This is a genomic window from Domibacillus sp. 8LH (genome assembly GCF_038806185.1).
Lineage (GTDB): Bacteria > Bacillota > Bacilli > Bacillales > Domibacillaceae > Domibacillus > Domibacillus indicus_A.
In genome coordinates this window covers 236,044-250,015 of the sequence record NZ_JAVJNG010000002.1, presented here as the reverse complement: position 1 = coordinate 250,015, position 13,972 = coordinate 236,044, and the positions used below count along the sequence as shown (strand labels likewise).

Sequence of the window (13,972 nt, the reverse complement as noted above, 5' to 3'; positions counted from 1 at the left end):
TAACATCAATTTTATTTGTGTTTTCGTTTTTCAAACAGAAAACAGCCTTTATCCGTATAAGTAAAACGGATAAAGGCTGTTTTGAGATCTTTTACTGCTGATCTTCCATGAGAAAGCGGTCAGGATCCGGCTGCACCCGCTTCTTCGTATGTGCCTCCGTATGAGTTTTTACTTCCCCTTTTCGCTTCGACAATGAGCGTTCCAATGTATTTGCGTGCATCAGCTGTTAAAAGGTGTAGTTCCTTTCGTTCAATATGCCGTTCAAACTCGATAAAATCCCCTTCAAGCGTTTCTCTTACCGCGATAATCCGATAGCCGTCATCGATAAGTGCATCGATGGCTTCCTTTTCTTTTATAAACCCTTTGTAATCGGACATTCTCCCTCACCCCTTTTTACAATTTTTCAATCGCAGCCGGCGGCAGTTCATCAGCTGCCGTTTCGCTTTCTGGTGGAATGGTCCAATCACGGCCGACCGTCACGCCAAGGTATTTATCGTCACTTGGGTCTTCCAGCTCAGCTTGCTTGTATGAGCGGAACCACCAAAACTTCGCTAATACATAATATGCAGCGGCGCCGACCGCAAAGCCGACAAAAAACGAATAGGTTGAAAAGATGACGGCAAGCGTGCCGCCTATTACCCAGGAAATAATGCCAGCCCAGTTCACGCCGTAATGATAGCGGTACTGTCCTTTCATTTCATACAAGTCCGGCACATTCACACGGCGTTTGCGGATCAAATAATAGTCTGCAAACAAAATGCCGACAATGGCGGCAAGCACCCCGCCGACAACAAGCAGAAACGGCATTAAAACGTTAAATAAATTCCACGGCTGGGTGACCATGCCGATCACGCCTGCTGCGATTACACCCGCACAAAACGGTACTTTCGGGCCGCCAATGTTTGAAAACACAGTAGCAGCCGGGACAAGATTGGCCGCTGTATTCGTGGACCACTGGGCAAAAACGATAAGCAGCAGCAAAACGGCCAGCACAAGCCCGCTGGATGTTTCCTGTAAGGCGGCAACCGGATCATAGTTGCCGACTGCAATAAAAGCAACACCGCCAATCGCTACCACAAAGGTTTGCGTAAGCGGCATGGCAATTAAACTGCCGACCAGCACACTTTTGTTGCGTTTGATCCAGTTCCGCTCAAATTGCGGCGCTTTAATAAAACGGGAAATCGAAGAAATATCGGCCGCCAGCGTCGACCAATACCCCATGTTTCCAAGAACCACGACCATAAAGGCATTAAACAGCAAACCGCCGGCAAGCGGGTTTTCCACCCAGGACCAAACATTTTTATCAGCCGCCGCCGCCTGATCGGCCAGTGTGACATACATCCAGAGTGAAATTAAAATAATAATAGGCGCAGCTAAATCTGCAAATTTTTCAATTGATTTGATCCCAATAATTGTATTGGCGACCTGCACCGCCACAAAAGCTAAAAAGCAGACGAACCAGTTGTCAAAGCCAAATATCACATTTAAAATACCGTTGATCGCCATAGCGCCGAAATACGTGTTGATTCCGAACCACATGGATGCGGCAATACCGCGGATCGCTGATGGGATATGTGTTCCGATTGTTCCAAACGGCGCCCGCATATAAACAGGAAAAGACAGCCCATGCTCGATCCCGATATCTGCAATAATGGAAATAAACAGGCCAATCAGCACACAGCCGATAAAAGAGGCGGCAAGCACCCATGAAAGCGGCATTTGTTCCACCGCCGCTCCGCCGATGGCAAAAGCAGCCAGCACAACCGCCATCCCAATCCACATAAGCGCAAAACCAAACGTCCCAATTTTACGGTCACGGTGAGCAATCGGCAGTAAATCCGGCGATTTTAAATAACGGCTGGGCTCTTTCATTTATGATTCCTCCTCTTTCGTTGGATGATTATTGGGCAATGATAGCCTGACGCGCCTGCGTACTGTTATAGCGGCTTCTTTTAAGGTACTGTCCGCTTCCCGGCTTGCCGGTAAATTCTCCTTCCCGAATGACAAATTCACCACGTGAGAGTACGGAGACGGGCTCACCTGTTACTTTCATTCCTTCAAAAGCGCTGTAATCGACGTTCATATGATGGGTTTCGGCAGAGATCACCCGCTCTTTATTTGGATCAAAGATGACGATATCCGCATCGCTGCCGACCGCAATCGTGCCTTTTTGCGGGAACAGGCCGAATAGTTTTGCTGAACGGGTCGACACGAGATCAACAAACTGGTGAATGGAAATGCGTCCTTTTTTCACCCCTTCCGAAAACAGCAGGCTGAATCGGTCCTCAATGATCGGGCCGCCGTTTGGAATTTTTGAGAAGTTGTCCCGTCCGAGATCCTTCTGCCCATTAAAGTTAAAAGAACATTGGTCAGAGCCGATCGTTTGCAGCTGGCCATTTTTCAGTGCGTCCCACAGTACATCCTGGTTCCACTTTTCACGGAGAGGCGGTGACCAGACGTATTTAGCGCCTTCAAAATCCGGCTTTTCTAAATCATGTTGATCGAGCAGCAAATATTGCGGACATGTTTCGCCCCAAACTTGGAAGCCTTTTTGACGTGCCTCTGCAATTTTATGGGCAGCTTCCGCGCACGACACATGTACAACGTACAGCTGGGAATTTGCCAGGCCGGCCAGCACGGTTGCACGTCCGGTTGCTTCTCCTTCTACTTCCGGCGGGCGTGTAAGCGCGTGGTAAATCGGTTCCGTGTGCCCTTTTTCCAGGGCGTCGTTTATGAGGTAATCGATCACATCACCGTTTTCCGCATGAACCATCACGAGAGCACCATGCTCCTTTGCTGTAAGCAGCGTACGGAATAGCGTTGCGTCATCCGCCTGGAAAACATTTTTATACGCCATAAACACTTTAAACGATGTAATGCCTTCTTTTTCAATCACCTCCGGAATCTCCGCCAGCACCGCGTCATTGACTTCTCCGATCATCAAGTGGAAGCCGTAGTCAATGACGGCTTTATCCTTTGATTTCTCATGCCACGTACGGATCGCTTTTTGCAATGGCTCCCCTTTGTTTGTCAGACAGAAGTCAATGATGGTCGTTGTGCCGCCGAATGCCGCTGCCATCGTCCCCGTTTCAAAATCATCTGCTGTGACTGTGCCGCCAAACGGCATGTCCAGATGTGTATGAGGATCAACACCGCCTGGGAACAGGTAAGCACCTTTTGCATCAATCACTTCATCTGCCGCTTCCTCCAGCGCAGCACCAATTTGGGTGATTTTGCCGTTTTCAATGAGCAGATCCGCTTCGTATTGATCCACTGCCGTTACAATGACGCCGTTTTTAATGATTTTTTTCATGCTTATCCGCTCCTTTTCTTTAGGCAATTGGCTGTTTAATAGCCGCCTGGCGTTCGTTCCATGTCATTGGCGGGCCGCTTGGAACTTCCATCATGTCGATGGCGCCGTCCACCGGGCAGACAATGGAGCAAAGATTGCAGCCGACACAGTCTTCCTCACGAACCTGCAAATATTTGCTGCCATCTGAAGACGTCAGCATCTCGATACATTGATGTGCTGTATCTTCGCAGGCGATATGGCATTTATTACAGTTGATGCATGTATTGCGGTTGATATGGGCGACCACTTTGTAATTTAAATCAAGATTGCCCCAGTCGGAATAACGCGGAACGGTCCGGCCCATTAACTCTTCAACAGAAGCAAGTCCTTTGCTGTCGAGATAATTGCTTAAGCCGTCGATCATATCTTCGACAATGCTAAACCCGTGGTGCATTGCCGCTGTACATACCTGAACGCTGCCAGCGCCCATTAAGATAAACTCGGCCGCATCTTTCCATGTGCCAATGCCGCCAATGCCCGAGATCGGAACGTTAATTTCCGGGTTGCGTGCGCATTCCGCCACCATATTTAAAGCAATTGGCTTTACGGCCGGGCCGCAGTAGCCGCCGTGCGCTCCTTTTCCTGCCACATGTGGAACCGTATTCCATGAATCCAGATCCACACCGGCGAGGCTGTTGATCGTATTAATCATGCTGATCGCATCCGCCCCGCCCTGTACAGCCGCCCAGGCAGTAGCCGTAATATCGGTAATGTTTGGTGTCAGCTTGACGATAACCGGTGTGCGGGCGGCTTCCTTGGCCCACATCGTCTGCTTTTCTACCAGCTCCGGCACTTGTCCGGACGCCGCACCCATGCCGCGCTCTGCCATGCCATGCGGGCAGCCAAAGTTTAATTCGAGCCCATCCACACCGGCCGCTTCTACTTTTTTCACAATTTCATTCCACTTTTCCTGCTTCGGTTCAACCATCAAGGAAGCGATGACAGCATGATTTGGAAAGCGTTTTTTCGTTTCGTAAATTTCTTTTAAATTCACTTCAAGCGGCCGGTCTGTAATGAGCTCTATATTGTTAAAACCTGCGACACGCTGGCCGTTAAAGTGCAGCGCCGCAAACCGGGAGGATGTATTAATAATCGGGTCACCGAGCGTTTTCCATACGGCGCCGCCCCAGCCGGCTTCAAACGCCCGCTGCACCTGATAGCCGGAATTGGTTGGCGGTGCGGATGCCAGCCAAAACGGGTTAGGTGATTGAATCCCCGCAAAGTTTATACGTAAGTCTCCCATCTAAATCTCCTCCTTTTAAGATGTTTGCGCCATGCCAGAGCCGACAAGCTGTTTGTAAATCGAGTAAGCCGCCCGTTTTCCCTGTTCTGCTGCTGTAACGACCATCGCATCCCCCTGCCCATCACCAAAAATCACATCTCCTGCCGCATACACTTTCGGATTAGAGGTCTGGAGTGTGTCCAGGTCCACTTTCACGGTGCCCCATTTATGAGTTAACCCAAACGCTTCAATCAAGCCGGTATAACGCTTCTGCCCAATCGCACGAATGACCGCGTCCGCTTCGACGGTAAACTCGGAACCCTCAACCGGTACGGGCCGGCGGCGGCCGGATTCATCAGCAGCGCCAAGCTCCATTCGGATACACGTTACGCCTTTTACCGCCCCCTTCTCATCCTGTACAATTCCAACCGGCTGTGTAAGCCAGCGGAACTCCACTCCTTCCTGCTTGGCAAATTCGTACTCAAATTCATAAGCGGTCATTTCGGCTTCAGTTCGCCGATACAGCATTTTCACATCGGCGGCACCGAGCCGGACCGAGCATGTCGCTGCATCAATCGCCGTGTTGCCAGCACCAATGACGACTACCTTCTTTCCGATCAAATGGGTATCCACCGGCGGTATTTTCGTCGATTCTACAAATTCAATCGCATCGTAAACGCCTTTGGCCCCTTCTCCCTGGATGCCGATAGGCGGAACACTGGCCATTCCAACCGCGAGCACCACAGCATCATAGCTCTCCAAAATGTCGTCCGGACTGATATCGCGGCCGACAATGGTGTTTGTACGAATGGTAACGCCCAGGCTCTCCACCTGCTCGACCTCCCACATGGATACGCGCTGCGGAAGACGGAAGGATACGATGCCATGAGTATCAAGGCCGCCCGCTTTTTCTTTCGCTTCGAAAATGGTAACTTCAAATCCAAGGCGCGCCAGTTCACGCGCTGCGGACAGCCCCGCCGGACCGCCGCCGATAATCGCGGCCGACTTTCCATTTTTCTCTCCCGCCTTAAACAGCTGCGCGTGATTATGTATCGCCCAGTTAGTGGCATGCCGCTGAAGGTTGCCGATCATAATTGGCTGTGACGCGTAGTTAAGGACACAGGCACCTTCACACAATTCTTCTGTCGGACAAACACGCGCACAGCTTGCCCCGACCGGATTGGCTTCCATAATCACTTTGGCCGACCCTTTCAAATTGTCTGAAGCAATTTTTTTAATAAACGACGGAATGTTAATCGAGGTTGGACAAGCTGTAATACAAGGTGCGTCATAGCAATACAAGCAGCGATTTGCTTCATCCATTGCTTCCTTGGCCGTTAAATCGGGTTCAATTTCGAGAAAATTTTGAGACAGGTCTGTTAGTGAAACAGAACGGTTCTTCATTCGATTCATGTGCATCGTTCGTTCCCCCTTGCATATTTTCTGTCTATTGATTATTTATTGATTGCATCTTAAAATATTTATACAGCAAACAAAAAACGCACACATCATTTTTGGTATATTTTCTGACAAACGAACTTTAGTTAGTGTAGGATGAAGAGAATACCAACGGAAGAAGTGACACATGTGAACAGGAACGAATTGGAGCAGCGAATCAACGAATATGAGTCCCAGCTTGAACAGCTTCGCGGCCAGCTGGCGGCTGTTTCCGAGCAGGAAGAAGAGCGTAAACAGTTCGTCTCATCCAAAGAAATCATCGAGCTCATCCGGCAGCACACGGGCCGTGAATTAAATATGTCTACAATCAAAAGATGGGCAGATGAAGGCTATCTTGGCGAGGTGCTGGATGAAAAGCAGGCATTCCCGGCGCTCCGCACAAAACAGGGCAAGAAGCGGTTTATCTATCCGAAAGAGAGTGTGTATCATTTCTTGTTTGAAAAAGGCTATTTGTCCCCTGCTTTTGAGGTGCTGGACCAGGTATGGATCGGATCGGAGCGTGCGATGGTGATAGATTCCGTTCTTCAACAAGGGGAGTTTCATTACACAGTGCAGATAGAATCAACCTTTACTATACAAAAAGGGGTTAAAGAATCCTGCTTGCGAGGGGGAGAGGTGTAACGTGAAGGCTAAAATTTCCATTCAAAATACACGAGACAACCAGGAAAAAGCGCGACTTATCCGGGATGAAAACCGTAACAGCGGGCATTCGCTGGCCATTTCTTTTTCAGAAGATGCCAAAGAGATCTTTTTTGAGGGCAGTATGATCCAAGTGCCGGACAGTGTTCCTTTTGGCGACATTACTGTGCTTGAAGGACAGGTAAAAAAACGTGAAGGCGGCTTTGATGTGCAGCAGGCCGACAAAGGAAAAACCGTCAACCTGCACTTAGATGCCGGCCTTGTTGCGGAGCTGAATGAAATTCGCCAGCATGTGATGAGCAAAACCCAGCATGACATCATTTTAGAAATCTTTAAAAAAGGGCTCGATCATTATAAATGATCGAGCCCTTTTTTCAGATCAAAGTAAGGACCGTTTCAAGCAGCACATTCACGCCTCTTTCACAGTCTTCCCAGGACGTTAATTCGTCTTCATTGTGGCTTTTCCCATTTACGCTCGGCACAAAAATCATCGCCGACGGAATGTAAGAAGCCATGAACTGCGCATCATGCCCTGCTCCGCTCACCATCCGCTTATAAGAAAAACCGAGTGAAGCAGCCGACTGCTCAAAAGCATCGCAGAGCGCCGGCTCAAACCAGACCGTCTCACGTCCCCACAATTTTTGAACTTTCACATTGCATGCTGCTCTTTCGGCAGACCCCTGCATCTCCCGAATGATGTCCTCTACTTTTTGGATCTTTTCTACGGAAGTATGCCGTGCTTCCAATGAAAAAACCACTTTGTTCGGAATGACTGTGTGAATGTTCGGCGACACGTTCATCCGTCCAATCGTATAAACGAGGTCATCACCAAGCGCAGCCAGCTTTTCTCTCGCTTCTTTGATTAAATCCACCGCCGCAAACAAGGCATCGTTGCGCATCGACATCGGCGTGGTGCCAGCGTGGTTCGATTCACCTGCTACTTCAATTTCATAACAGACCATACCGAGCACACACTCAACGATGCCAATCGACAGCTTCTCTCTTTCTAAAATCGGTCCCTGCTCAATATGTAATTCCAAGAAAGCTGCCGCTTCTTTCATCCTGTTTTCCACTTTGCCTTCATAACCAATCGATCGCAATGCTTCTCCAAACGTGATGCCTTCTACATCTTTTTTGGCCATCATTTCTTCTTTGTTAAACTTTCCGGAAAGCACACCGGAGGACATCATCGACGGTTCAAAGCGGGCACCTTCTTCATTGGTCACATTCATGACGACAACCGGCACACTTGGCTTTACGCCGTTTTCTGTTAAAGTCCGCATGACTTCAAGCCCCGCCGCTACACCAAGCACACCGTCAAAGCGTCCACCTTTTTTAACAGAGTCAAGGTGAGAACCCATGACAACCGGCGGTTTGTTTTCACGGCCCGGGAGCATCCCATACATGTTGCCCATATCATCCACCGATAAGGAAAGACCTATCTCTTCACAGCATGCGCGAAAATAATTGCGTACAAGGCGATCTTCTTCCGATAAAGCAAGCCGTGTCACACCGTTTCGAGCTGTCCGCCCAAACCCGGCAAACGTATCAAGTGATTCCTGCAGGCGCGCACCATTAATCTTTAGTTTTTGATCATTCATATTGCACCCTCCTTTAAAAATATTTTTAAAAAATAATGCAATCAATAAATCATGTTTTTTATTATGACACAGATAGAGAAAATTGAATAGATTGTTTATAGAAAATTCTGAACAAAAGTAAAAAAAGCCCTCTGTTAAAGGGCCTTTGTTTTAAACTCGTTTCATAAACGCTTCATAAATTTTTTTCGTTATGTTGCCTGGCTTTCCGCTGCCAATCTTTTGATCGTCCGCATTTGTAACCGGCACAATCTCAATCCCGGTACTCGTTAAAAATACTTCATCCGCTTTCAAAACAGCATCGGGTGCAAATGTCTCCTCTTTTACCGGAATGCCAAGCTCTGCAGCGATATCAATCACAGCCATGCGCGTAATACCATGCAAAATATGCTTTGTCGCAGGCGGAGTAATTAATTCTCCTTCTTTGACGAGAAATAAATTAGAGCTTGATCCTTCTGTTACCACACCATCGCGGACGAACACTGCCTCAAATGCACCAGCTTCAAACGCTTCCTGCTTCGCCAGGAGATTCGGCAAAAGATTGAGCGTTTTAATCCAGCAGTTTTGCCAGCGTTCGTCAGGCAGAAGCTTGATGCTGGCGCCATTTTCCCGCAGCGTTTCATCCATTGCCCGGAACGGCTTGACCGTCATGGAAATCGACGCGGGCACATTCGGAAACAAGTGGTTGCGCGGAGCAATGCCGCGTGTGGCCTGCATGTATATATCGCAATCAGACAGCTCGCTTCTCTTGATCAAGCCGGCTGTAATCTCTTCAATGTCTTCGCGTGAATGATCTAGATTCAGCTTGATCGCTTCAGCACTTTTAAAAAAGCGGTCCAGGTGCTCCTTCATCATAAAAGGACGTCCGCTGTAAACACGAATATATTCATACACTCCGTCACCAAATTGATGTCCGCGTTCATCAATCGGCAGCACGGGATCATCTGAGTTTATGATTTTCCCGTTCAAGTACCCAATTGCCATTTTATCCGCCTCACTTTAGTTTGTTTCCTTCATTATATCTATTTTTTTGAAAAATTTACACAATACCAGCTTCCTTCGCGCACGACCGTTTTAATCGATTTTAGCTGGAGTCCCGCTTCCTCTGCATCCCGGATAAGTTCATCCTTTTTTGGCAGCGGGTATAAATTTTCATGCGCTTCCATAAATGAATTAAACGCAGCTGAAAAGCGCTGTCCGCCTCGTTCCAGATAAAGGGGGGTAATAATAATAACGGTCCCGTTTTGGCTGATCAGCTTTGAGACACGCGCGAGCAGCTCTTTTCGCGCATCCTGTGAATAGTAATGAAGAAGGTTATTCATCATGATCACATCAAAAAAACGGCTTGGCACTTCCCATGTATTGATATCTGCATAATAAAACTTTACTTTTTCCCCCAGGCTCTTCTTCCGGATTTTTTGGCGTGCTTCCTCAATGCATTCTTTACTGATGTCCACCCCAACGAAAGTTCCTTGTTTTATTTTATCGGCCAGTTTCATTAAATAGCCGCCCGTTCCGCAGCCAATATCCAGCACCCAGCGCGGTTTTTGTGCATTTATCTCCGACAGTACATGTCCAAATGCTCTTTTTTCAATTAAAGCGGAGGTGGCCGCAACTGTTTTGCCAAAATCCTCTCCGTTAAACCGCCCTTTTTGATTGGATGTGATCATTTGGGGATAGTTCATCAGGGAAGGCATATGCATTTCAAATAATTCTTTGAGCAGCTCACCAACCGAGTGATCACTTTCCTGTGAAAAAAACTTCAGCATTTTTTTAGAAGGAATAAGCCGGCCGCCGGCCTGTTTTAAATGACCCAGTACGATTCCTGTATCGGCCCAGGAACTCAGAAGCGTTTCTTCATAGCCGTAGTCTTCTGCAAGCGATTGGAGTGTCGCGCCGCCTGCAAGTTTATGAAACAAATCAAGCCGGTAGCCGACATATGCCTGCCATGTCGGCAAAAAGGGTTCATTTTTCTTCAGCCAGTTTCGTGCTTCCCACATTTTTCGATATTCAGCAATCATGTTACTTCCCCCCATTTTCCCATGGATAATCATCATCGTCTGTACATGGATGCTCTGCGCCGTTTGCACAAAGCGGCCCACTTCCCTTCATCTCGTTGTATTCTTCTTTTTAATAAGGAGTATCGTGCGTATCTGTAAATCAGGAAGAGGAAAAAATCCAGGAAAAGAATGGCCGCATACAATCATTTCGCCTTCTGTTATGCTTTCAGGCTGGGGAAATGTGGTGGTCAGAAGGCAGTGGTTGTATGCCGTTTCAGTCCATCGAAGGCGCAGCGTCTCTTTCGGCAGCAATCATGTCGACGCCGCTTTGTGCAAGCGACATACCGAATAAAAGGCCGGATACACCACCGCCTGAAATACATATATTTGTTTTCACAAGGGGCCTTCCCTGTATAACTTTTGTTCATCGTTTTTACAATTGCTATTCCCTTAAGAAACGGTGTGAAAACATTTAAAAGCGGGAAAAGAAGGGAAAAAGGAGCTGAGATCATGAATCCGAAACTTGTAGATGTACGTGCAATCACGGTAGTGGGATTTGAAATGAGCGGTACAGAAGAAGAAATTGCTGCTATGCGCCCTGAATGGAAAAAACGGTTTTTAGAAACAGCCAGCCAAATTCCCTCTCAGACAGACGGCTACTTAATGGACATTTGCTTGAAGCGAGCTGGCCAGTTGTATACGCACTGCATCGCCATGGAAGTGAGCCATATCGACATTATTCCGTCCGGCATGTCGAGTTTAACGATTCCGGCTGGTTCCTATGCCTTACTTGAGCTTGACGGACAAGAGAGAGATGTGAAAAACGGATTTCGGTCTATTTTGGCATGGGCACGCGAGCATCATATACGGCTTGATCCTAATGAATTTCGGATTCATGTAACCATACACGGTGAACAACATCATTTATACTGGCGGCTGGCGAATAAACGCAGCGAAGCAGTTGAAGAAGCAGTTTAAATTGTTTGGAAGGAATTCTAACAGACTCGCTGACAATCCTTCTCCGCAAGTTCATACTGAACGTATGAACTTGCTCGGACGAGGAGGAATCACCGTTGACAGACGAAAATGTGGAACGAAAACCTTCTATTTATTTGCCCGGCTTAAGCCTGATTATTTTTTATGAGCTAAAAAGAAAAAAAACAGCGCCTGTTCTCCACTGAGAATAGGGCTGTTTTTTCTTTTATCGGTATCAGGTACGGGCCTGATCCAGCTCCAGGCACCATAAGCGCGAAGGCTCACAAGATGTGAGTCACAAAGGCATTGCAGCAGGATGCTGCGTTTTAGCCTTTACTCTTTATAGTCAGCTCCTTATGCTTGTCGCTGATAACCAGGTACCTTCCGCTTTCTTATTATCCGAGCGCGACATCGAGCACCATCATCAGGGCAAAGCCGACCATAACACCCATTGTGGCAAGGTCTGTGTTGCGCGAGGATTCTGCTTCCGGAATCAGCTCTTCGACCACGACAAAAATCATGGCTCCTGCAGCAAAAGCAAGGGCGTATGGCAAAATAGGCTGAATAAATAGGACCGCCGCCGCTCCAATAACAGCTGAAATCGGCTCAACGAGCGCCGAAGCCTGCCCGTAGTTAAATGCTTTCATCCGTGACATTCCTTCTCCGCGAAGCGGTACTGACACCGCCGCTCCTTCCGGCATATTCTGAATGCCGATTCCAAAAGCAAGCGCCAGAGCAGCCGCTATAGTGGCTCCATCCATATTCAGCGAAGCCGCTCCAAATGCCACACCAATGGCAAGTCCTTCTGGAATATTATGAAGCGTAATCGCTAAAAATAAGAGCGTCGTTTTTTTCAATTGTGTAGACGGGCCTTCTCCTTTTTCCCGCCCGATGTGCACATGCGGCACAACGACATCAAGCAGACGAATAAAAACGCCGCCCAGCAAAAAGCCGATTACTGGCGGCAGCCAGGCAATCTGTCCGCTTTTTTCGCTGAATTCAATGGCTGGTGCCAGCAGCGACCAAAAAGAAGCGGCAATCATCACACCCGCTGCAAATCCTAACATCATTTTCATGATGGATTCTTTAATATTACGAAAGAAAAACACGACCGCTGCACCAAGCGCTGTCATTCCCCAGCTGATCATGCCGCCGGCTAACGCCTGCAGCGCGGGGTGCAGGCTGCTGAATGTTTCCATTGTTTTCACCACCTATTTGTTATTCTTTTTTTCTTTTCCCCATTGTTTTGTAATTGACTCTCTTTTTTGCAAAAAAGAACAATTGTAGGACATGGGCAACTTGTTAAGCCAGCGGCAATCATGTTGCCGTAGACCCAACCGAATGAGGGCTGGTATAGTATAAACACTAACTTTTCTGGAGGAACCACAGGTGGAAACAGCATACGAAGATTTAAAAAAAGGAGAACGCGGTGCATGGATCAGCATCGCAGCCTACTTATTCCTTTCCGCAGTAAAGCTGACCGTCGGCTGGATCGGCAATTCTGCAGCGCTGAAAGCAGATGGTTTAAATAACTCAACGGATATTATCGCTTCCGTCGCTATTTTGATCGGCCTGCGCATTGCCCGTAAACCGCCGGATGAAAATCACCGGTATGGCCACTTTCGTGCAGAAACGGTTGCTTCTCTTTTAGCCGCTTTTATTATGGCATCCGTTGCCATTCAAGTCTTGCTTTCAGCAGGACAATCCCTGTTTGAGGCGAATCATGAAACACCTGATATGTTCACCGCCTGGACAGCTCTGGGTGCTGCACTGGTAATGTATGGCGTTTACCGCTACAACAGGCGGCTTGCCAAAAAAATTAACAGCCAATCTATTTTAGCGGCTGCCCAGGATAACCGTTCAGATGCTCTGGTCAGCGTAGGAGCCTTTATCGGGATTATCGGATCGCGCCTGGGTCTTGGCTGGCTTGATACGCTCACTGCTTTTGTAGTCGGCCTTATTATTTTAAAAACCGCCTGGGATATTTTTTCTGACGCATCTCTTGCCCTGACGGATGCATTTGACCTTAATGAATTAAAAGGGATGCAGAAAACTGTTGAAAAAGTACCGGGTGTCCGCGGTGTGCCGAGCATTAAAGCCCGCTCGCACGGAAACATTACGCTTGTAGACGTTGTTCTTCTTGTAGACCCGGGTTTAAACGTAATCGAAAGCCATGATATTACCGAGTATGTAGAGGAAGCCCTGCTGCAGGAGCATGGCATCCGCTTGACCCATATTCATATCGAACCAGACGGCCACAAATAAGTGTGTCGTCTTTTTTGAGCACAAAAAAAGCGGCTGCTTCAGAAGCACACCGCCTGCGTTAAGAATGTTTAGACTGTTTGAGTACTTTTCTCGTTTCGTTAACATATTTGATGAGTCTGTATGGCTTGCTGATCACCCGCAACGGCATACCGGAAACAAACTTGCTTAAGTCCTGCTTATATTCCTGTGTCATTCGTGAAGGCTTTGTTGAAATACGGTCGTACATTTCTTTATATAATTCTTTTTTTGCATCGATTTTCATGCCAGTCAGCCGATGGCATTCCTCACATTCAATGCTTTGAATTTTATTGTTCACATACACAACCCGATGAATGGTTTCATCATGACAACGCGTGCAATAAAGGCCGGCTTCCATTTCGGAAATTTTCACTAAGCCTCACTCCTTCACACCTATTTCTTTCCCTCTTTATTATATGCCAATCAGCGGGACCGGTAAACCAAG

15 protein-coding genes are annotated in these 13,972 nt (G+C 47.7%); 4 read left to right on the top strand and 11 right to left on the bottom strand.

Annotation, left to right across the window (positions count from 1 at the left end; translation table 11 throughout):
- Positions 1–119: 119 nt before the first annotated feature.
- The 5 genes from RG959_RS04730 to RG959_RS04710 are packed head-to-tail and all read right to left on the bottom strand — an operon-like array spanning position 120 to position 5,987.
- Complete coding sequence (locus tag RG959_RS04730) at positions 120–377, bottom strand: hypothetical protein (RefSeq protein WP_251271488.1); 258 nt, start codon at positions 375–377, stop codon at positions 120–122.
- Between the two features lie 16 nt (positions 378–393).
- Positions 394–1,872 (bottom strand): NCS1 family transporter, encoded by a 1,479-nt coding sequence (locus tag RG959_RS04725; protein WP_342796162.1) that lies wholly within the window; start codon positions 1,870–1,872, stop codon positions 394–396.
- A gap of 28 nt (positions 1,873–1,900) precedes the next feature.
- The gene (gene hydA / locus RG959_RS04720) at positions 1,901–3,313 is read right to left on the bottom strand and encodes a dihydropyrimidinase (RefSeq protein WP_342796161.1); all 1,413 of its coding nucleotides are present in this window, start codon (positions 3,311–3,313) and stop codon (positions 1,901–1,903) included.
- Between the two features lie 19 nt (positions 3,314–3,332).
- Positions 3,333–4,595 carry an NAD-dependent dihydropyrimidine dehydrogenase subunit PreA gene (gene preA, locus RG959_RS04715; protein ID WP_342796160.1) on the bottom strand — a complete coding sequence of 421 codons (1,263 nt, stop codon included), beginning with the start codon at positions 4,593–4,595 and terminating at the stop codon, positions 3,333–3,335.
- A gap of 15 nt (positions 4,596–4,610) precedes the next feature.
- A complete protein-coding gene (locus tag RG959_RS04710) occupies positions 4,611–5,987 on the bottom strand; it encodes an NAD(P)-dependent oxidoreductase (protein ID WP_342796419.1) in 1,377 nt (458 codons plus the stop codon).
- Positions 5,988–6,161: 174 nt separating this feature from the next.
- Between RG959_RS04710 and RG959_RS04705 the strand changes: the two genes are divergently transcribed.
- A complete protein-coding gene (locus RG959_RS04705) occupies positions 6,162–6,653 on the top strand; it encodes a hypothetical protein (protein ID WP_342796159.1) in 492 nt (163 codons plus the stop codon).
- Position 6,654: 1 nt separating this feature from the next.
- The gene (locus RG959_RS04700; protein WP_342796158.1) at positions 6,655–7,032 is read left to right on the top strand and encodes a hypothetical protein; all 378 of its coding nucleotides are present in this window, start codon (positions 6,655–6,657) and stop codon (positions 7,030–7,032) included.
- 13 nt (positions 7,033–7,045) lie between these two features.
- Here RG959_RS04700 and RG959_RS04695 read toward each other — a convergent pair whose 3' ends face one another.
- The 4 genes from RG959_RS04695 to RG959_RS04680 form a co-directional block, all read right to left on the bottom strand.
- Positions 7,046–8,272, bottom strand: a complete 1,227-nt coding sequence (locus tag RG959_RS04695) for a Zn-dependent hydrolase (protein WP_342796157.1) — start codon at positions 8,270–8,272, stop codon at positions 7,046–7,048.
- 150 nt (positions 8,273–8,422) lie between these two features.
- The gene (dat, locus tag RG959_RS04690; RefSeq protein ID WP_342796156.1) at positions 8,423–9,253 is read right to left on the bottom strand and encodes a D-amino-acid transaminase; all 831 of its coding nucleotides are present in this window, start codon (positions 9,251–9,253) and stop codon (positions 8,423–8,425) included.
- 38 nt (positions 9,254–9,291) lie between these two features.
- Positions 9,292–10,359, bottom strand: a complete 1,068-nt coding sequence (locus RG959_RS04685) for a class I SAM-dependent methyltransferase (protein ID WP_342796155.1) — start codon at positions 10,357–10,359, stop codon at positions 9,292–9,294.
- Between the two features lie 184 nt (positions 10,360–10,543).
- Positions 10,544–10,666: a hypothetical protein gene (locus RG959_RS04680; RefSeq protein WP_342796154.1), complete on the bottom strand. Its 123-nt coding sequence runs from the start codon at positions 10,664–10,666 to the stop codon at positions 10,544–10,546.
- 113 nt (positions 10,667–10,779) lie between these two features.
- On the opposite strand from RG959_RS04680, the gene RG959_RS04675 reads away from it, so the two are divergent.
- Positions 10,780–11,247: a GyrI-like domain-containing protein gene (locus RG959_RS04675; protein ID WP_342796153.1), complete on the top strand. Its 468-nt coding sequence runs from the start codon at positions 10,780–10,782 to the stop codon at positions 11,245–11,247.
- 392 nt (positions 11,248–11,639) lie between these two features.
- On the opposite strand, the gene RG959_RS04670 is transcribed toward RG959_RS04675, so the two are convergent.
- Positions 11,640–12,443, bottom strand: a complete 804-nt coding sequence (locus tag RG959_RS04670; RefSeq protein ID WP_309091453.1) for a ZIP family metal transporter — start codon at positions 12,441–12,443, stop codon at positions 11,640–11,642.
- 190 nt (positions 12,444–12,633) lie between these two features.
- Here RG959_RS04670 and RG959_RS04665 point away from each other — a divergent pair, with 190 nt between their 5' ends.
- The gene (locus RG959_RS04665; RefSeq protein WP_342796152.1) at positions 12,634–13,509 is read left to right on the top strand and encodes a cation diffusion facilitator family transporter; all 876 of its coding nucleotides are present in this window, start codon (positions 12,634–12,636) and stop codon (positions 13,507–13,509) included.
- 58 nt (positions 13,510–13,567) lie between these two features.
- On the opposite strand, the gene RG959_RS04660 is transcribed toward RG959_RS04665, so the two are convergent.
- The gene (locus tag RG959_RS04660) at positions 13,568–13,900 is read right to left on the bottom strand and encodes a bh protein (RefSeq protein WP_242232675.1); all 333 of its coding nucleotides are present in this window, start codon (positions 13,898–13,900) and stop codon (positions 13,568–13,570) included.
- Positions 13,901–13,972 lie beyond the last annotated feature (72 nt).